16 protein-coding genes are annotated in these 17,098 nt (G+C 56.5%); 10 read left to right on the plus strand and 6 right to left on the minus strand.

The annotated features are described in order from the left end of the window. Positions 1 to 26: 26 nt before the first annotated feature. The 5 genes from mnmE to rpmH form a co-directional block, all read right to left on the minus strand. Positions 27 to 1,391, minus strand: a complete 1,365-nt coding sequence (gene mnmE, locus WM95_RS00195; RefSeq protein WP_021242672.1) for a tRNA uridine-5-carboxymethylaminomethyl(34) synthesis GTPase MnmE — start codon at positions 1,389 to 1,391, stop codon at positions 27 to 29. 72 nt (positions 1,392 to 1,463) lie between these two features. After that, positions 1,464 to 3,107, minus strand: coding sequence for a membrane protein insertase YidC (gene yidC / locus WM95_RS00200; RefSeq protein WP_059445898.1), 1,644 nt, complete (start codon positions 3,105 to 3,107; stop codon positions 1,464 to 1,466). Between the two features lie 2 nt (positions 3,108 to 3,109). After that, entirely contained in the window at positions 3,110 to 3,367 is a 258-nt protein-coding gene (gene yidD, locus WM95_RS00205) for a membrane protein insertion efficiency factor YidD (protein ID WP_001307474.1), read from the minus strand. Then, positions 3,331 to 3,690: a ribonuclease P protein component gene (gene rnpA, locus WM95_RS00210; protein ID WP_032640303.1), complete on the minus strand. Its 360-nt coding sequence runs from the start codon at positions 3,688 to 3,690 to the stop codon at positions 3,331 to 3,333. Before rnpA ends, yidD begins: the two co-directional genes overlap by 37 nt. Positions 3,691 to 3,706: 16 nt before the next feature. After that, entirely contained in the window at positions 3,707 to 3,847 is a 141-nt protein-coding gene (gene rpmH / locus WM95_RS00215) for a 50S ribosomal protein L34 (RefSeq protein WP_000831330.1), read from the minus strand. Positions 3,848 to 4,446: 599 nt separating this feature from the next. On the opposite strand from rpmH, the gene dnaA reads away from it, so the two are divergent. Genes dnaA through gyrB form a run of 4 tightly spaced genes read left to right on the plus strand, consistent with a single transcriptional unit; the run spans position 4,447 to position 10,459 of the window. Continuing rightward, positions 4,447 to 5,841, plus strand: a complete 1,395-nt coding sequence (gene dnaA, locus WM95_RS00225) for a chromosomal replication initiator protein DnaA (RefSeq protein ID WP_010426558.1) — start codon at positions 4,447 to 4,449, stop codon at positions 5,839 to 5,841. Positions 5,842 to 5,845: 4 nt separating this feature from the next. Further along, entirely contained in the window at positions 5,846 to 6,946 is a 1,101-nt protein-coding gene (gene dnaN / locus WM95_RS00230) for a DNA polymerase III subunit beta (protein ID WP_023309804.1), read from the plus strand. Further along, the gene (gene recF / locus WM95_RS00235) at positions 6,946 to 8,019 is read left to right on the plus strand and encodes a DNA replication/repair protein RecF (RefSeq protein WP_063409385.1); all 1,074 of its coding nucleotides are present in this window, start codon (positions 6,946 to 6,948) and stop codon (positions 8,017 to 8,019) included. The genes dnaN and recF overlap by 1 nt, the downstream gene beginning before the upstream one ends. A 28-nt stretch (positions 8,020 to 8,047) precedes the next feature. Then, entirely contained in the window at positions 8,048 to 10,459 is a 2,412-nt protein-coding gene (gyrB, locus tag WM95_RS00240) for a DNA topoisomerase (ATP-hydrolyzing) subunit B (RefSeq protein WP_023309806.1), read from the plus strand. Between the two features lie 34 nt (positions 10,460 to 10,493). Here gyrB and WM95_RS00245 read toward each other — a convergent pair whose 3' ends face one another. Beyond that, a complete protein-coding gene (locus WM95_RS00245; protein ID WP_063409384.1) occupies positions 10,494 to 11,429 on the minus strand; it encodes a LysR family transcriptional regulator in 936 nt (311 codons plus the stop codon). Positions 11,430 to 11,539: 110 nt separating this feature from the next. Between WM95_RS00245 and WM95_RS00250 the strand changes: the two genes are divergently transcribed. The 6 genes from WM95_RS00250 to dgoD all read left to right on the plus strand — a co-directional run bounded on the left by WM95_RS00250 (position 11,540) and on the right by dgoD (position 17,029). Beyond that, positions 11,540 to 12,565 (plus strand): zinc-dependent alcohol dehydrogenase family protein, encoded by a 1,026-nt coding sequence (locus tag WM95_RS00250; protein WP_063409383.1) that lies wholly within the window; start codon positions 11,540 to 11,542, stop codon positions 12,563 to 12,565. Positions 12,566 to 12,680: 115 nt separating this feature from the next. After that, entirely contained in the window at positions 12,681 to 13,493 is an 813-nt protein-coding gene (gene yidA, locus WM95_RS00255; RefSeq protein ID WP_063409382.1) for a sugar-phosphatase, read from the plus strand. Between the two features lie 225 nt (positions 13,494 to 13,718). After that, positions 13,719 to 14,408: a D-galactonate utilization transcriptional regulator DgoR gene (gene dgoR / locus WM95_RS00260; protein ID WP_003861109.1), complete on the plus strand. Its 690-nt coding sequence runs from the start codon at positions 13,719 to 13,721 to the stop codon at positions 14,406 to 14,408. Then, positions 14,405 to 15,283: a 2-dehydro-3-deoxygalactonokinase gene (locus WM95_RS00265; protein ID WP_088544605.1), complete on the plus strand. Its 879-nt coding sequence runs from the start codon at positions 14,405 to 14,407 to the stop codon at positions 15,281 to 15,283. The genes dgoR and WM95_RS00265 overlap by 4 nt, the downstream gene beginning before the upstream one ends. After that, on the plus strand, positions 15,267 to 15,884 hold the full coding sequence (locus WM95_RS00270) for a 2-dehydro-3-deoxy-6-phosphogalactonate aldolase (protein ID WP_047743279.1): 618 nt from the start codon (positions 15,267 to 15,269) through the stop codon (positions 15,882 to 15,884). The genes WM95_RS00265 and WM95_RS00270 overlap by 17 nt, the downstream gene beginning before the upstream one ends. Continuing rightward, positions 15,881 to 17,029 (plus strand): galactonate dehydratase, encoded by a 1,149-nt coding sequence (dgoD, locus tag WM95_RS00275; RefSeq protein WP_023309812.1) that lies wholly within the window; start codon positions 15,881 to 15,883, stop codon positions 17,027 to 17,029. Before WM95_RS00270 ends, dgoD begins: the two co-directional genes overlap by 4 nt. Positions 17,030 to 17,098 lie beyond the last annotated feature (69 nt).

The raw sequence follows: 17,098 nt of genomic DNA on the forward strand, positions 1-17,098 counted from the left end.
AGGAAATCACCATCAGCGATCGGGCCTTACTTACCGATACAGAAGCTCGAGAAAATCCGTCCCAGCAGATCGTCCGACGTAAACTCCCCGGTGATCTCGCTCAGATTCTGCTGCGCCAGACGCAGCTCTTCCGCCAGCAGTTCACCCGCCCACGCGCCGATCAGCTGCGCTTTACCCTGAACAAGGTGGTTTGCCGCCTCTTCCAGCGCCTGCAGGTGACGACGACGCGCCAGGAAGCCGCCTTCCATGCTGGTATCAAAGCCCATGCTCTGCTTGAGATGGTTACGCAGGTCGTCAACGCCTTCACCGGTACGCGCCGACAGGCGAATCAGTGAGTGACCATTCACATCGCTGATGCCCAGCGTTTCGCCGGTGACGTCCGCTTTGTTACGCACCACGGTGATGGGCAGCTTGGCCGGAAGACGGGCGATAAAGTCTGGCCAGATCTCAGCCGGGTCAACGGCGTCGGTCGTGGTGCCGTCCACCATAAACAGCACGCGGTCGGCCTGCTCGATCTCCTGCCAGGCACGTTCGATACCGATGCGCTCAACCTCGTCGCTGGCATCGCGCAGGCCGGCGGTATCAATGATATGCAGCGGCATGCCGTCGATGTGGATGTGCTCGCGCAGCACGTCGCGTGTGGTGCCGGCAATATCGGTGACGATTGCCGCTTCACGGCCCGCCAGGGCGTTCAGCAGGCTTGATTTCCCGGCGTTAGGGCGTCCGGCAATCACCACCTTCATCCCTTCGCGCAGCAGGCTGCCCTGGCGCGCTTCGGCGCGAACGGCGTCGAGATCGGCCATCACCTGGTTGAGCTGCGCTTCGATTTTACCGTCAGAGAGGAAGTCAATCTCCTCGTCCGGGAAGTCGATAGCCGCTTCCACGTAGATCCGCAGGTGAGTGAGTGCTTCCACAAGGTGATTTACGCGGGCGGAGAATGCCCCCTGCAGCGAGTTCAGGGCGGAGCGGGCCGCCTGTTCAGAACTGGCGTCGATCAGGTCTGCAATCGCTTCTGCCTGCGCCAGGTCGAGCTTGTCGTTGAGGAAGGCACGCTCAGAGAACTCGCCCGGCTTCGCAATGCGCAGGCCCGGCAGGGTCAGGATACGTTTTAACAGCAGGTCGAGGATAACCGGGCCGCCGTGGCCCTGCAGCTCCAGCACGTCTTCGCCGGTGAAAGAGTTCGGGCCGGGGAACCACAGCGCAATGCCCTGGTCCAGCGGCGTGCCGTCGGTATCTTTAAACGGCAGGTAATCAGCGTAGCGCGGCTTTGGCAGTTTACCCAGCACCGCTTCGGCCACCTCGCGCGCCTTCAGGCCGGAGATACGCAGAATGCCTACACCACCGCGTCCCGGTGGGGTTGCCTGGGCGACGATAGTGTCGTTATGGCTCATGGTTGGTCTCGTTCAATACAAATAAAAAAGGCGGTCAATCGACCGCCCTTATTTTAGCGTTAACTTACCGAATCAGGACTTTTTCTTTTCGCGGCTATGCAGGCCACGTTTTTCCAGACCACGGTAAATCAGCTGCTGCTGGATGATGGTCACCAGGTTGCTGACGATATAGTACAGCACCAGACCTGACGGGAACCACAGGAAGAACACGGTGAAGATGACCGGCATAAAGGTCATGATCTTCTGCTGCATCGGGTCGGTCACGGTGGTCGGCGACATCTTCTGGATGAAGAACATCGTCACGCCCATCAGGATCGGCAGGATGTAGTACGGGTCCTGTGCGGACAGGTCATGGATCCACAGTGCGAACGGCGCGTGGCGCAGCTCAACGGAACCCATCAGCATGTAGTACAGCGCAAGGAAGATTGGCATCTGAATCAGCAGCGGGAAGCAACCACCCAGTGGGTTTACTTTCTCTGCTTTATACAGGGCCATCATTTCCTGGCTCTGACGCTGTTTGTCATCGCCCAGACGCTCACGCATAGCCTGAATCTTCGGCTGCAGCATACGCATCTTCGCCATGGAGGTGTACTGCGCTTTAGTCAGCGGGTACATGATGCCACGAACGATGAAGGTAATAACGATGATGGAGAAGCCCCAGTTACCCAGGAAGCTGTGGATGAACTTCAGCAGCTTAAACAGCGGCTGAGAGATGAACCACAACCAACCGTAATCAACGGTCAGATCCAGGTGCGGCGCAACAGCGGCCATTTTGTCCTGAATTTCCGGGCCGACCCACAGGGTGCTTGCCATCTTACCGGTTTGACCCGGCTGAACCAGAACCGGCTGAGATTTGTAGCCGATGGCTGCAAGACCGTTGCCCAGGTTCGCGGTATAGAAGTTATTCGTACCGTCGTTGTTTGGGATCCAGGCCGTAGCGAAATACTGCTGCAGCATCGCAACCCAACCGCCTTTGGAACTAACGTTCAGGTTTTCGTTATCGGCAATGGTGTCGAATTTGTATTTCTCATACTTCGCGTCTGGCGTGGAGTACGCCGCGCCACGGAAGGTATGCAGCGCAAAGTTGCTGCTTCCGGTGTCACGGTGAGACGGCAGATTGATGGACTGCTTCAGCTGGCCAAAGGTAGACAGTTCCAGCGGTTTCGCACTGGCGTTCTGTACGCTGTAGCCCACGTTCACCGCATATTCACCGCGCTTCAGGGTGAAGGTTTTAGTGAAGGTGTTGCCTGCGGCGTCGGTGTACGTCATCGGGATCGCGAGTTCGTTCTGACCATCAGCCAGCACAAAGGTGTCGCTCTCGACGTTATACAGTGGACGCGCACCGTTAGCCGGGTTATCCGGGCCATCACGACCGGTCAGGCCGCTCTGCGCCTGGTAGATAAACTCAGGCGTGGTTTCCAGTAACTGGAACGGTTCGTTAGACTTCAGCTCTTTCGGGTAGGTCAACAGCAGCGCCTGCTCAATATCACCACCACGGGTGTTGATTGTCAGCTCAAGCACATCGGTCTTAACCGTAATCTGTTTCCCCTGGCCACTGGCCGGTACGCCCTGGTCGGCGGCGCTACCCGCTGCGGTGGTCGTAGTCTGCGTGGTCTGCTGCTGGGGTTGAGGATTTTTATCCTGCTCCCATGCCTGCCAGATCATGAAAGACACGAACAACAAAGCGATGATAAGAAGATTGCGTTGCGAATCCATCGTTAGTGTTCTCTGGTATCAAAGGGTCCTGGAGGGACGGGGTCGTCTCCACCGGGGTGTAAAGGGTGGCATTTTAATACGCGTTTCACTGTCAACCAACTGCCTTTTATCACTCCAAACCTGCGCAATGCCTCAATTCCGTAGCTTGAGCATGTTGGTGTGAAACGGCAGTGCGGCCCGAGTAGCGGACTAATCAGGCGTTGATAGACCCGAATGAGGGCTATCAGGACCCGTGAGCCAGGCGACAGTGGCGGCGCCATAATTTTTCCAACGCTTCCGAGAGAGCACGGTTATCGAGGTCGGCAACCCCTTTCTTCGCCACCACCACGAAATCCATTGAAGGCAGTTCGTGCTGACGTAAACGGAAGCTTTCACGCGTCAGACGTTTAATCCGATTGCGTTCATGCGCACGCTTAACATTTTTCTTGGCGACTGTGAGACCGATGCGGGGATGCCCCAGCGAATTTTGGCGGCCGAGGATGGTGATTTGCGGCGTGCCAGCCCGTAGTGGCTGCTGGAAGACGAAAGTGAAATGAGCGGGAGTTAACAAACGTAACTCCCTGGGAAATGCTAGCTTAACCACTCAGGGGTTAGCTTTATTACTTGGAAACGGTCAGACGAGCGCGGCCTTTAGCACGACGACGTGCCAGAACCTGACGACCATTTTTAGTAGCCATACGAGCACGGAAGCCGTGAGAACGGTTGCGCTTCAGTACAGACGGTTGAAAAGTGCGTTTCATGGCGATTTCTACCTAAACTTGAATAAATTCACTGACTTTTGCGTATACCCGAACGAGTTTCGAACGACTAACGCCTCAGCGTGGGTGATTAAAGAGGCCGGATTGTAATAATTGTACACTCCGGAGTCAATTCTCTTTCCTTATTTCCCGCGTATTTCCGCACGTTTTCGCGTGGAAAATGAGCAACGGACGACGCAGGAAGATGAGCATCACGCGCCGGGTCGAGGATTATACGGCCTCGCCAACAAAGCGCAAGGATCGTCCCGGATCTTCGTTAGATCATTTAAGCAATAAATTGTCTGTGCTCATTAATTTTTCCAATATGCGGACTAAATCGTGGGGCACTGGCGCCAGGATCGTTTACACTTATCCGGTTCCGGATCTTCCTGTGGATAAATCGGGAAGAATCTGTGAGAAACAGAAGATCTCTGGCTCAGTTTAGGCTATGATCCGCGGTCCCGATCGGGATCCCAGGATCCTGGTCAGGATAAATTGCAGATAGCAATTCGCACGTCCCCCTTTACACAGGGTCATGTCGATGTGCGCCAACAATCATGAATATTCAATAGTTTTCTTTTATTGTTCGAGTGGAGTCCGCCGTGTCACTTTCGCTTTGGCAGCAGTGTCTTGCCCGATTGCAGGATGAGTTACCAGCCACAGAATTCAGTATGTGGATCCGCCCGTTGCAGGCGGAACTGAGCGATAACACGCTGGCTTTGTATGCGCCAAACCGTTTTGTGCTCGATTGGGTAAGGGACAAGTACCTTAATAACATCAATGGACTGCTGAACGATTTCTGCGGGTCTGATGCCCCGCAGCTGCGCTTTGAAGTGGGCACAAAGCCGGTCACCCAAACCGTTCGTGAAACCGTGAACGTAGCAGCACCTGCTCAGGCCGCGCCTGCTCCGGCCCCTCGCGTCGCACCCGCTCGTCAGGGCTGGGATAATGTCCCCGCACCGGCTGAGCCAACCTACCGCTCTAACGTTAACGTGAAACACACGTTCGATAACTTCGTTGAAGGTAAGTCGAACCAGCTGGCGCGCGCGGCGGCTCGTCAGGTTGCTGATAACCCTGGTGGGGCCTACAACCCGCTGTTCCTTTATGGCGGTACGGGTCTGGGTAAAACGCACCTGCTGCATGCGGTGGGTAACGGCATTATGGCGCGCAAGCCCAATGCCAAAGTGGTGTATATGCACTCCGAACGCTTCGTTCAGGACATGGTAAAAGCCCTGCAAAACAATGCGATCGAAGAGTTTAAACGCTACTATCGTTCTGTTGACGCTCTGCTCATCGATGACATCCAGTTCTTTGCCAATAAAGAACGATCGCAGGAAGAGTTTTTCCACACCTTTAATGCCCTGCTGGAAGGCAATCAGCAGATCATTTTGACCTCGGATCGTTACCCAAAAGAGATCAACGGCGTTGAAGATCGTCTGAAATCCCGCTTCGGCTGGGGCCTGACGGTGGCGATCGAGCCACCGGAGCTGGAAACCCGCGTCGCGATCCTGATGAAGAAAGCCGATGAAAACGACATTCGCCTGCCGGGCGAAGTGGCGTTCTTCATTGCCAAGCGTCTGCGCTCCAACGTGCGTGAGCTGGAAGGGGCGCTGAACCGCGTTATCGCCAATGCCAACTTCACCGGTCGTGCGATCACCATCGATTTTGTGCGTGAAGCGCTGCGAGATTTGCTGGCATTGCAGGAAAAACTGGTCACTATCGACAATATTCAAAAGACGGTGGCTGAGTACTACAAGATCAAAGTGGCAGATTTACTGTCTAAACGTCGTTCCCGCTCGGTGGCGCGTCCGCGTCAGATGGCGATGGCGCTGGCTAAGGAGTTAACCAACCACAGTCTGCCGGAAATCGGGGATGCGTTTGGTGGCCGTGACCATACGACCGTGCTGCACGCTTGTCGCAAGATTGAGCAGTTACGCGAAGAAAGCCACGACATAAAAGAAGATTTTTCCAATCTAATCAGAACATTATCATCGTGACGCTATGAAATTTACCGTTGAACGTGAACATTTATTAAAACCGCTGCAACAGGTGAGTGGCCCATTAGGTGGCCGCCCAACGCTGCCTATTCTCGGAAACCTGCTGCTTCAGGTCGCGGACGGTACGCTGTCGCTGACCGGTACAGATCTGGAAATGGAAATGATCGCGCGCGTTACGCTGACGCAGCCGCACGACGCGGGCGCGACCACGGTTCCGGCACGTAAATTCTTTGATATCTGCCGCGGGCTGCCGGAAGGCGCTGAAATCGCCGTGCAGCTGGAAGGCGACCGTATGCTGGTGCGCTCTGGCCGCAGCCGTTTCTCGCTCTCCACGCTGCCTGCTGCGGACTTCCCGAACCTGGACGACTGGCAGAGCGAAGTTGAATTCACCCTGCCGCAGGCGACGATGAAGCGTCTGATTGAAGCCACGCAGTTCTCCATGGCGCATCAGGACGTCCGTTACTACTTAAACGGCATGCTGTTCGAAACCGAAGGTGAAGAGCTGCGTACCGTAGCCACCGACGGCCACCGTCTGGCGGTCTGTTCTATGCCGATTGGCGACGCGCTGCCAAACCATTCGGTGATCGTGCCGCGTAAAGGGGTGATTGAGCTGATGCGTATGCTCGACGGCGGCGACACGCCGCTGCGCGTGCAGATCGGCAGCAACAATATCCGCGCACACGTGGGCGATTTTGTCTTCACTTCGAAGCTGGTTGACGGTCGTTTCCCTGATTATCGCCGCGTATTGCCGAAGAATCCGGACAAAACGCTGGAAGCAGGCTGCGACAGCCTCAAGCAGGCCTTTGCCCGTGCGGCCATTCTCTCAAACGAGAAATTCCGCGGCGTGCGCCTGTACGTGAGTGAAAACCAGATCAAAATCACCGCTAACAACCCGGAGCAGGAAGAGGCAGAAGAAATTCTGGACGTCACCTACGCCGGAACCGAGATGGAAATCGGCTTTAACGTCAGCTACGTGCTGGATGTGCTGAATGCGCTGAAGTGCGAGAACGTGCGCATTCTGCTGACCGACTCCGTTTCAAGCGTACAGATTGAAGATGCCGCATCACAGTCGGCTGCTTATGTTGTCATGCCAATGAGACTGTAATGTCGCTCACCCGTCTGTTGATCCGCGACTTTCGCAATATCGAAAGCGCGGATCTCGCTTTATCCCCTGGCTTTAACTTCCTGGTTGGCGCAAACGGCAGCGGCAAAACCAGCGTGCTTGAGGCCATCTATACGCTCGGCCACGGTCGGGCGTTTCGCAGTTTGCAGATTGGTCGCGTCATTCGCCACGAGCAGGAATCCTTTGTCCTGCACGGGCGTTTGCAGGGGGCGGAGCGGGAAACCGCCATCGGCCTGACCAAAGACAAGCAGGGCGACAGCAAGGTGCGCATCGACGGCACCGACGGCCATAAAGTGGCGGAGCTGGCGCTGCTGATGCCAATGCAGCTGATTACGCCGGAGGGGTTTACTTTACTCAACGGCGGCCCCAAATACAGAAGAGCATTCCTCGACTGGGGATGCTTTCACAACGAAACCGGTTTCTTTAACGCCTGGAGCAACCTGAAGCGTCTGCTCAAGCAGCGTAACGCTGCACTGCGCCAGGTTACCCGTTACGCCCAGCTGCGTCCGTGGGACATGGAGTTAATCCCTCTCGCGGAACAAATCAGCAACTGGCGTGCCGAATACAGCGCAGGTATCGCCGAAGACATGGCCGACACCTGCAAACAGTTTTTACCCGAGTTCTCTCTCACCTTCTCCTTCCAGCGCGGCTGGGAGAAAGAGACGGATTATGCCGAGGTGTTAGAGAGAAGCTTCGAGCGCGATCGCATGTTGACCTACACCGCACACGGCCCTCACAAGGCGGATTTCCGCATTCGTGCCGACGGTGCACCGGTGGAAGACACGCTGTCGCGCGGGCAGCTCAAGCTTCTGATGTGTGCGCTGCGCCTGGCACAGGGAGAGTTTCTCACCCGTGAGAGCGGAAGACGCTGCCTGTACCTGATAGATGATTTTGCCTCGGAACTTGACGACGCGCGGCGCGGGCTGCTTGCCAGCCGCTTAAAAGCCACGCAGTCGCAGGTTTTCGTCAGCGCCATTAGCGCTGAACACGTTATAGACATGTCGGACGAAAATTCGAAGATGTTTACCGTGGAAAAGGGTAAAATAACGGATTAACCCAAGTTGAAATGAGCGAGAAACGTTGATGTCGAATTCTTATGACTCCTCCAGTATCAAAGTCCTGAAAGGGCTGGATGCGGTGCGTAAGCGCCCGGGTATGTATATCGGCGACACGGATGACGGCACCGGTCTGCACCACATGGTATTCGAGGTGGTAGATAACGCTATCGACGAAGCGCTCGCGGGTCACTGTAAAGACATCGTGGTCACCATCCATGCGGATAACTCCGTCTCCGTCACCGATGATGGTCGTGGCATCCCAACCGGTATTCACCCGGAAGAGGGCGTCTCTGCCGCGGAAGTGATCATGACCGTGCTGCACGCAGGCGGTAAGTTCGACGATAACTCCTATAAAGTTTCCGGCGGCCTGCACGGCGTAGGCGTCTCCGTGGTTAACGCCCTGTCGCAGAAGCTGGAGCTGGTTATCCAGCGCGAAGGCAAGATCCACCGTCAGCTCTATACGCACGGCGTGCCGCAGGCACCGCTGGCCGTTACTGGCGATACCGACAAAACCGGTACCATGGTGCGTTTCTGGCCGAGCCTCGAAACCTTCACCAACGTCACCGAATTCGAGTACGACATCCTGGCGAAACGCCTGCGTGAACTGTCGTTCCTGAACTCCGGCGTCTCTATCCGCCTGCGCGACAAGCGTGACGGCAAAGAAGACCACTTCCACTACGAAGGCGGTATCAAGGCGTTCGTTGAGTATCTGAACAAGAACAAAACGCCTATTCACCCGAATATCTTCTATTTCTCCACCGAAAAAGACGGTATCGGCGTGGAAGTGGCGCTGCAGTGGAACGACGGTTTCCAGGAAAACATTTACTGCTTCACCAACAACATTCCACAGCGTGACGGCGGTACGCACCTTGCAGGCTTCCGTGCGGCGATGACCCGTACCCTGAACGCCTACATGGACAAAGAAGGCTACAGCAAAAAAGCAAAAGTCAGTGCCACCGGTGATGACGCCCGTGAAGGCCTGATTGCCGTTGTCTCCGTGAAGGTGCCGGATCCGAAGTTCTCCTCACAGACCAAAGACAAGCTGGTCTCTTCCGAGGTGAAATCGGCGGTTGAACAGCAGATGAACGAACTGCTGAGCGAATACCTGCTGGAAAACCCGTCCGACGCGAAAATCGTGGTGGGTAAAATTATTGATGCGGCGCGTGCCCGTGAAGCGGCGCGTAAAGCCCGTGAAATGACCCGTCGTAAAGGCGCGCTGGACTTAGCAGGCCTGCCGGGCAAACTGGCTGACTGCCAGGAACGCGACCCGGCGCTGTCCGAACTGTACCTCGTGGAAGGGGACTCCGCGGGCGGTTCTGCGAAGCAGGGCCGTAACCGTAAGAACCAGGCTATCCTGCCGCTGAAGGGTAAAATCCTTAACGTTGAGAAGGCGCGCTTCGACAAGATGCTCTCTTCTCAGGAAGTGGCGACGCTCATTACCGCTCTGGGCTGCGGCATCGGCCGTGATGAGTATAACCCGGACAAACTGCGCTACCACAGCATCATCATCATGACCGATGCGGACGTCGACGGCTCGCACATTCGTACGCTGCTGTTGACCTTCTTCTATCGTCAGATGCCTGAAATCGTTGAGCGTGGCCACGTCTACATTGCACAGCCGCCGCTGTACAAGGTGAAGAAAGGCAAGCAGGAACAGTACATTAAAGACGACGAAGCGATGGATCAGTACCAAATCGCAATCGCCCTTGATGGCGCAACCCTGCATGCGAACTCGCACGCCCCTGCACTGGCCGGCGAGCCGCTGGAGCGTCTGGTGTCCGAGTTCAACGCGACGCAGAAAATGATCACGCGTATGGAACGCCGCTATCCGAAAACGCTGCTGAAGGAGCTGGTTTATCAGCCAACCCTGACCGAAGCCGATCTGAGCGACGAGCAGACCGTAACCCGCTGGGTGAACGCCCTGGTGACCGATCTCAACGAGAAAGAGCAGCACGGCAGCATGTGGAAATGCGATATCCAGCAGAACGCTGATAAGCAGTTCGAGCCTATTATTCGCGTGCGTACCCACGGCGTTGACACCGACTATCCGCTGGAGCACGAGTTTGTGACCGGTCCGGAATACCGCCGCATCTGCACGCTTGGCGAGACGCTGCGTGGCCTGATCGAAGACGATGCGTTCATCGAACGTGGCGAACGTCGTCAGCCTGTAGCCAGCTTCGAGCAGGCGCTGGACTGGCTGGTGAAAGAGTCTCGTCGTGGTCTTGCGATCCAGCGCTACAAAGGTCTGGGTGAAATGAACCCGGAGCAGCTGTGGGAAACTACCATGGATCCGGAAAGCCGCCGCATGCTGCGCGTCACCGTTAAAGATGCGATTGCTGCAGACCAGCTGTTCACGACCCTGATGGGCGATGCGGTTGAACCACGTCGTGCCTTCATCGAAGAGAACGCCCTGAAAGCGGCAAATATCGATATTTAATCGTCGTTATACCGCACGATAACTGGCCGCGCTTTTAGCGCGGCTTTTTTGTGGGCGCAGGCATATCCAGCGACATCACTGACGGTAAACGGCTCGCCAGCGTATCTATCGCTATTCTTACCCTCAGCGGCAGATGCGGCGTCTGCTGCCACACGGCATGAACGTTGAAATGCACATCCGGTGCCTGCTTTAAGAGCGGGACGAGTTTACCCTGGTGAATATCTTTGACGACCATCCAGCAGGGCAGCCATGCAATGCCGTGTCCGGCCAGCGCAGCGTCGCAGATCGCCTGCAAATCATCCATATTGAGCGACGATCGGGGCGTAAAGGTGTGCGACGTTCCTTCGTTATCCATCAGCTGCCAGGACAACACTCTGCCTGCGCTCAAATAGTTAATGGCCGTATGCTGGGATAAATCATTAACGCTTTGTGGCTGGCCTTTCTTCAGCAGATACTCCGGCGCGGCGCACAGCACCATGCGGTGTTCTCCCAGCTTTCTGGCGACCAGCACGCTGCTGTCCTGAAGCGTGCCGTTACGCACCGCCATATCAAACCCTTCCTCGACCAGATCCACCACGCGGTCGCTGAATGACATTTCCAGCTCAAGCCCGGGGTGTTCCTGAGCCAGCGCTATCAGCAGCGGGGCGACACACTGGCGGCCAAACAGCACCGGCATGGAAATGCGCAGGCGACCGCTGACCTGCTGTTTCCCCGTCTCAAGCAGCGATTCCGCACTCCGAATCTCCTCCAGCGCACGCAGGCAGCGTTCATAAAAAAGGGCGCCGTTATCGGTCAGACTTTGGCTGCGGGTGGTGCGCTGAAAAAGACGTACCCCCAGCCGTTGTTCAAGGCGAGCGATGCTTTTTCCGACCGCCGAGCGTGACAAATGCAGACGAATGGCGGCCTGCGCAAAACTTCCCGCCTCAACGGCGGCCACAAAAACAGGAATATCCTTCAGCGTATCGGTCATGGATTGTATCTGTTATGGCGTCAATAAAGAGAAAACTTATCGCCACTGGCGACCTTTAGTCAACGGTAGACTGTCAGGACTAAAGCTCATCTGATGGCAGGAGAAATTAAATGACAGAGACAATGCAACGCTGGTCCATGGATGCCCTCGGGCGCGAGAACCTCAAGCTGACTCAGACGCCCGTCCCACAGCCGGGCCCGGGTGAAGTGCGCGTGCGGGTGAATGCCGTTGCGCTTAACTATCGCGATAAAATGGTTGTTGAAGGCACAATGCCGATTCCGCTTTCCTTCCCGTTTACCCCGGCATCTGACATGGCGGGCGTGGTGGACAGCATTGGTGAAGGCGTTACGCGCTTCCAGCCCGGCGCGCGCGTCATCTCAACCTTCTTCCCTGAGTGGATCGACGGTAAGCCGCAGGCGGACGCGCGCAATCTGCCCTATAAAACGTCCGGCGGATACTTTCAGGGCATGCTGTCCGAGTATGTGATTGTGAATGAAGGCGCGCTGGTGGCCTCCCCGGAGACTCTGGATGACGCCGAGGCCAGCACCTTACCCTGCGCAGGGCTTACCGCCTGGTTTGCGCTGGTGGAACGTGGCCAGCTGCGCGCCGGTCAATCGGTGCTGGTGCAGGGCACGGGCGGCGTGGCGATATTCGCCCTGCAAATCGCAAAAGCGCACGGCGCGGAGGTGTTTGTCACCTCGGGGAGTGATGAAAAACTGGCGCTGGCCAAAAAGCTGGGAGCCAGCCAGGGCATCAACCGTCTGAAAGGCGACTGGGCGGAAAATACGCTGGCGCTCACGCAGGATCGCGGCATCGACCATATTATTGAAACCGTAGGCGGAGAGAACCTGAAGCATTCCCTGCGCGCCATTGCCGTTCACGGACGTATCTCCGTCATTGGCGTGCTGGCCGGGACGGAGATTACGCTCTCTGCTGGCGAACTGCTGCTGAAATCACCCGTCATTCAGGGGATTGGCGTGGGGCACCGCCGGGCGCTGGAAGATTTTGTCCGCGCAGTTGACGTCACGGGGCTGAAGCCGGTGATAGAGCATCGCTACCGTTTTAACGAGCTTGAACAGGCGTTTGAACACCTCGATCGCGGCGCGTTCGGTAAAATAGTTCTCACCCGCGAGTAAGCCTTCGTTCCCCGGAATCAGCGTAAAAGGGGCATTCCTGTTGCGCAATATAGCTCTATTTTTGTGTGCTTAATCGCGTTAGCATGAGGCAGCACTCATTTATTCCGGGGAACTCATGGCTATCAAACTCATCGCAATCGATATGGACGGCACGCTGCTGCTGCCAGATCACACTATCTCTCCAGCCGTTAAAAACGCGATCGCCGCGGCGCGCACAAAGGGCGTGAATGTGGTCCTGACCACGGGGCGTCCGTATGCGGGCGTACACAGCTATCTGAAAGAGCTGCACATGAATCAGCCGGGCGACTACTGCATCACCTATAACGGCGCGCTGGTGCAGAAAGCCGCTGACGGCAGTACGGTTGCGCAAACCGCGCTGAGCTACGATGACTATCTGTTCCTGGAAAAACTGTCCCGTGAAGTGGGTTCCCACTTCCACGCGCTCGATCGCAATACGCTCTATACCGCCAACCGCGATATCAGCTACTACACGGTACATGAATCCTACGTTGCGACCATTCCGCTGGTGTTCTGTGAAGCGGAGAAAATGGACCCGGCGACGCAGTTCCTGAAAGTGATGATGATCGACGAGCCAGAGATCCTGGATAAAGCGATTGCGCGCATTCCGGCGGAGGTAAAAGAGAAGTACACCGTGCTGAAAAGTGCGCCGTACTTCCTCGAAATCCTCGATAAACGCGTCAATAAAGGCACCGGTGTCAAATCACTGGCCGATGCGCTGGGTATTAAACAGGAAGAGATCATGGCGCTGGGCGACCAGGAAAATGACATCGCGATGATCGAATTCGCCGGTATGGGCGTGGCGATGGATAACGCCATTCCATCCGTGAAAGAAGTGGCCAACTTCGTGACAAAATCCAACCTGGAAGACGGCGTTGCTTACGCGATCGAGAAGTTTGTGCTGCAGTAACGCTTATTTTTAATCATCAGCCTCGGTTATCAACCGGGGCTTTTTTTGCGCTGAATTTATTGAATTGTTCTTTTTGTGATCTTGATTGTAGTACAACATTAAATGATTGTACTACATTACAGCCATGGCAAAGACGAACTCCCTCACGTTTGTACTGCAAAAGTGAGGTGAAATTCAGCGGTCGCGGTAAAGTAGTGATGGACATACAGAGCACAAGGACTCTCCATGACTCTCAATAAAACCGATCGCATCGTCATCACGCTGGGCACACAGATTGTGGGTGGCAAATACGTTCCCGGTTCGCCGCTGCCGGCAGAGGCCGAACTGTGTGAGGAGTTTGAAACCTCGCGCAACATCATCCGGGAAGTATTCCGCTCGCTGATGGCGAAGCGGCTGATTGAAATGAAGCGCTATCGCGGCGCGTTTGTTGCCCCGCGTAACCAGTGGAACTACCTCGATACCGACGTGCTGCAGTGGGTGCTGGAAAACGACTACGACCCGCGGCTTATCGGCGCGATGAGCGAAGTCCGAAACCTGGTTGAACCGGCCATCGCCCGCTGGGCGGCGGAACGCGCAACTTCCGGCGATTTGGCCCAGATCGAGTCGGCTTTAAACGACATGATCGCCAATAACCAGAACCGGGAGGCGTTTAACGAGGCAGATATTCGCTACCACGAGGCGGTGCTGCAGTCGGTGCATAACCCGGTATTACAGCAGCTTAGCGTAGCGATCAGCTCGCTACAGCGAGCAGTATTTGAACGTACCTGGATGGGCGATGAGGCCAACATGCCGAAAACGCTCCAGGAACATAAAGCGCTGTTCGATGCGATAAGGCATCAGGACGGCGATGCGGCAGAGCAGGCGGCGCTTACAATGATTGCCAGCTCGACACGAAGGCTGAAGGAAATCACATGACATCTCGCTACATCGCAATTGACTGGGGATCGACCAATCTGCGCGCCTGGCTATACCAGGGCGAGCAGTGCCTGGAGAGCAGGCAATCAGAAGCAGGCGTGACGCGCCTGAACGGTAAATCCCCCGAGGCGGTGTTAGCAGAGGTCACACAAAACTGGCGCGATAGCGCCACGCCGGTGGTAATGGCGGGAATGGTGGGCAGTAACGTAGGCTGGAAAATTGCACCTTATCTGCCGGTCCCCGCCCATTTCTCCGCTATTGGCGAGCAGTTAACGTCCGTTGGCGACAATATCTGGATTATTCCCGGCTTGTGCGTTTCTCGCGACGATAACCGCAACGTGATGCGCGGCGAAGAGACGCAGCTGCTTGGCGCGAGCGCTCTCTCTCCTTCTTCTGTCTACGTCATGCCCGGCACGCACTGCAAGTGGGTCCAGGCTGACGCTGAGCAAATCCACGACTTTCGCACCGTGATGACCGGCGAGCTGCACCATTTGCTGCTCAACCATTCGCTGGTTGGGGCCGGTTTACCTGACCAGGAAGCCTCGGCAGAGGCGTTTGCTGCCGGGCTTGAACGTGGGATCGCTTCTCCTGATGTTTTGCCGCACCTTTTTGAGGTTCGCGCCTCGCACGTGCTGGGAAATCTCCCGCGCGAGCAGGTCAGCGAGTTTCTTTCCGGCCTGCTGATTGGCGCTGAGGTTGCCAGCATGCGTGATTTCATCGCGCACGAGCAGGCCATCACCATTGTCGCAGGCGCATCGCTGACGTCGCGCTACGAGCAGGCGTTTCGCGCCGTGGGGCGTGATGTTTTAACGATATCCGGCGACACGGCATTTCAGGCAGGAATAAGGAGCATCGCTCATGCAGTGGCAAACTGATCTTCCCCTTATCGCGATTTTGCGCGGCATCACGCCCGATGAGGCGTTAGCCCACGTCGGCGCGGTTATTGACGCCGGGTTCGACGCGGTGGAAATCCCGCTTAACTCTCCGGAGTGGGAAAAAAGCATTCCGGCCGTGGTGAAGGCCTTTGGCGATAGGGCGCTGATTGGCGCAGGCACCGTGTTACAGCCTGAGCAGGTGGATCGGCTGGCGGAAATGGGCTGCAGGCTTATCGTTACGCCCAATATTCAGCCAGAGGTGATCCGCCGCGCGGTGGGGCACGGCATGACCGTCTGCCCGGGCTGCGCCACCGCCACGGAGGCCTTTACTGCTCTCGAAGCAGGCGCACAGTCGCTCAAAATTTTCCCGTCATCGGCTTTTGGTCCGGACTACATCAAAGCGCTGAAAGCGGTATTGCCCGCCAGCGTGCCGGTCTTTGCCGTGGGCGGCGTAACGCCAGAAAACCTGGGCCAGTGGATGAGCGCTGGCTGTGTGGGCGCAGGGCTGGGCAGCGATCTTTATCGTGCCGGACAGTCCGTTGAACGTACCGCACAGCAGGCGGCAGCATTTGTGAAAGCGTATCGAGAGGCAGTGAAATGAAAATAACCAAACTCACCACGTACCGTTTACCCCCGCGCTGGATGTTCCTGAAAATCGAAACCGATGAAGGGGTTGTGGGCTGGGGCGAACCGGTGATTGAAGGGCGGGCGCGTACCGTAGAAGCGGCGGTGCACGAGCTGGGTGAATACCTGATTGGTCAGGATCCGGCGCGCATTAACGACCTTTGGCAGGTGATGTACCGCGCGGGCTTCTACCGCGGAGGGCCGATCCTGATGAGCGCCATCGCCGGCATCGACCAGGCGCTGTGGGATATCAAAGGCAAAGTGCTGAACGCGCCGGTCTGGCAATTGATGGGCGGCCTGGTGCGCGACAAAATCAAAGCCTACAGCTGGGTCGGCGGTGACCGTCCTGCGGAAGTGATTGATGGCATCACGCAGCTGCGCAACATCGGCTTCGACACTTTCAAGCTCAACGGCTGCGAAGAGATGGGCATTATCGACAACTCGCGCGCGGTAGACCGGGCGGTGAATACCGTGGCGCAAATCCGTGAAGCCTTCGGCAACGAGATTGAGTTTGGCCTGGATTTCCACGGCCGCGTCAGCGCGCCGATGGCCAAAGTTCTGATCAAAGAGCTGGAGCCGTATCGTCCGCTGTTTATCGAAGAGCCGGTGCTGGCCGAGCAGGCCGAGTACTACCCGAAACTGGCTGAACAGACCCACATCCCTATCGCGGCGGGTGAACGTATGTTCTCGCGCTTCGAGTTTAAACGCGTGCTCGAAGCGGGCGGCATTGCCATTCTGCAGCCGGACCTCTCTCACGCGGGCGGCATCACCGAATGCTATAAAATTGCCGGGATGGCAGAGGCTTACGATGTGGCGCTGGCGCCGCACTGCCCGCTTGGCCCGATCGCGCTGGCTGCCTGTTTGCACGTCGACTTTGTCTCCCGCAATGCGGTGTTCCAGGAACAGAGCATGGGGATTCACTATAACAAGGGCGCGGAACTGCTCGATTTTGTGAAAAATAAAGAAGACTTCTGCATGGAAGGCGGTTTCTTTAAACCGTTAACGAAGCCGGGCCTTGGCGTAGAAATTGACGAAGCCAAAGTCATTGAGCTGAGTAAAAATGCGCCAGACTGGCGTAACCCGCTGTGGCGTCATGAGGACGGCAGCGTAGCCGAATGGTAAATGCGCGTCATACTTCGCGCTGGTGATGCGTTGGCTGCGTTTTCTTACCCCGGTCACATACTTTTGTAT

Source organism: Enterobacter cloacae complex sp. ECNIH7, from assembly GCF_002208095.1.
Lineage (GTDB): Bacteria > Pseudomonadota > Gammaproteobacteria > Enterobacterales > Enterobacteriaceae > Enterobacter > Enterobacter cloacae_M.

Coding starts and splice junctions, on each gene's coding strand:
- yidA (WP_063409382.1), top strand. CDS start 12,681: ATGGCTATCAAACTCATCGCAATCGATATGGACGGCACGCTGCTGCTG.
- WM95_RS00250 (WP_063409383.1), top strand. CDS start 11,540: ATGACAGAGACAATGCAACGCTGGTCCATGGATGCCCTCGGGCGCGAG.
- WM95_RS00245 (WP_063409384.1), bottom strand. CDS start 11,429: ATGACCGATACGCTGAAGGATATTCCTGTTTTTGTGGCCGCCGTTGAG.
- gyrB (WP_023309806.1), top strand. CDS start 8,048: ATGTCGAATTCTTATGACTCCTCCAGTATCAAAGTCCTGAAAGGGCTG.
- dgoR (WP_003861109.1), top strand. CDS start 13,719: ATGACTCTCAATAAAACCGATCGCATCGTCATCACGCTGGGCACACAG.
- WM95_RS00265 (WP_088544605.1), top strand. CDS start 14,405: ATGACATCTCGCTACATCGCAATTGACTGGGGATCGACCAATCTGCGC.
- dnaN (WP_023309804.1), top strand. CDS start 5,846: ATGAAATTTACCGTTGAACGTGAACATTTATTAAAACCGCTGCAACAG.
- dgoD (WP_023309812.1), top strand. CDS start 15,881: ATGAAAATAACCAAACTCACCACGTACCGTTTACCCCCGCGCTGGATG.
- WM95_RS00270 (WP_047743279.1), top strand. CDS start 15,267: ATGCAGTGGCAAACTGATCTTCCCCTTATCGCGATTTTGCGCGGCATC.
- mnmE (WP_021242672.1), bottom strand. CDS start 1,391: ATGAGCCATAACGACACTATCGTCGCCCAGGCAACCCCACCGGGACGC.
- recF (WP_063409385.1), top strand. CDS start 6,946: ATGTCGCTCACCCGTCTGTTGATCCGCGACTTTCGCAATATCGAAAGC.
- yidD (WP_001307474.1), bottom strand. CDS start 3,367: ATGGCGCCGCCACTGTCGCCTGGCTCACGGGTCCTGATAGCCCTCATT.
- rpmH (WP_000831330.1), bottom strand. CDS start 3,847: ATGAAACGCACTTTTCAACCGTCTGTACTGAAGCGCAACCGTTCTCAC.
- yidC (WP_059445898.1), bottom strand. CDS start 3,107: ATGGATTCGCAACGCAATCTTCTTATCATCGCTTTGTTGTTCGTGTCT.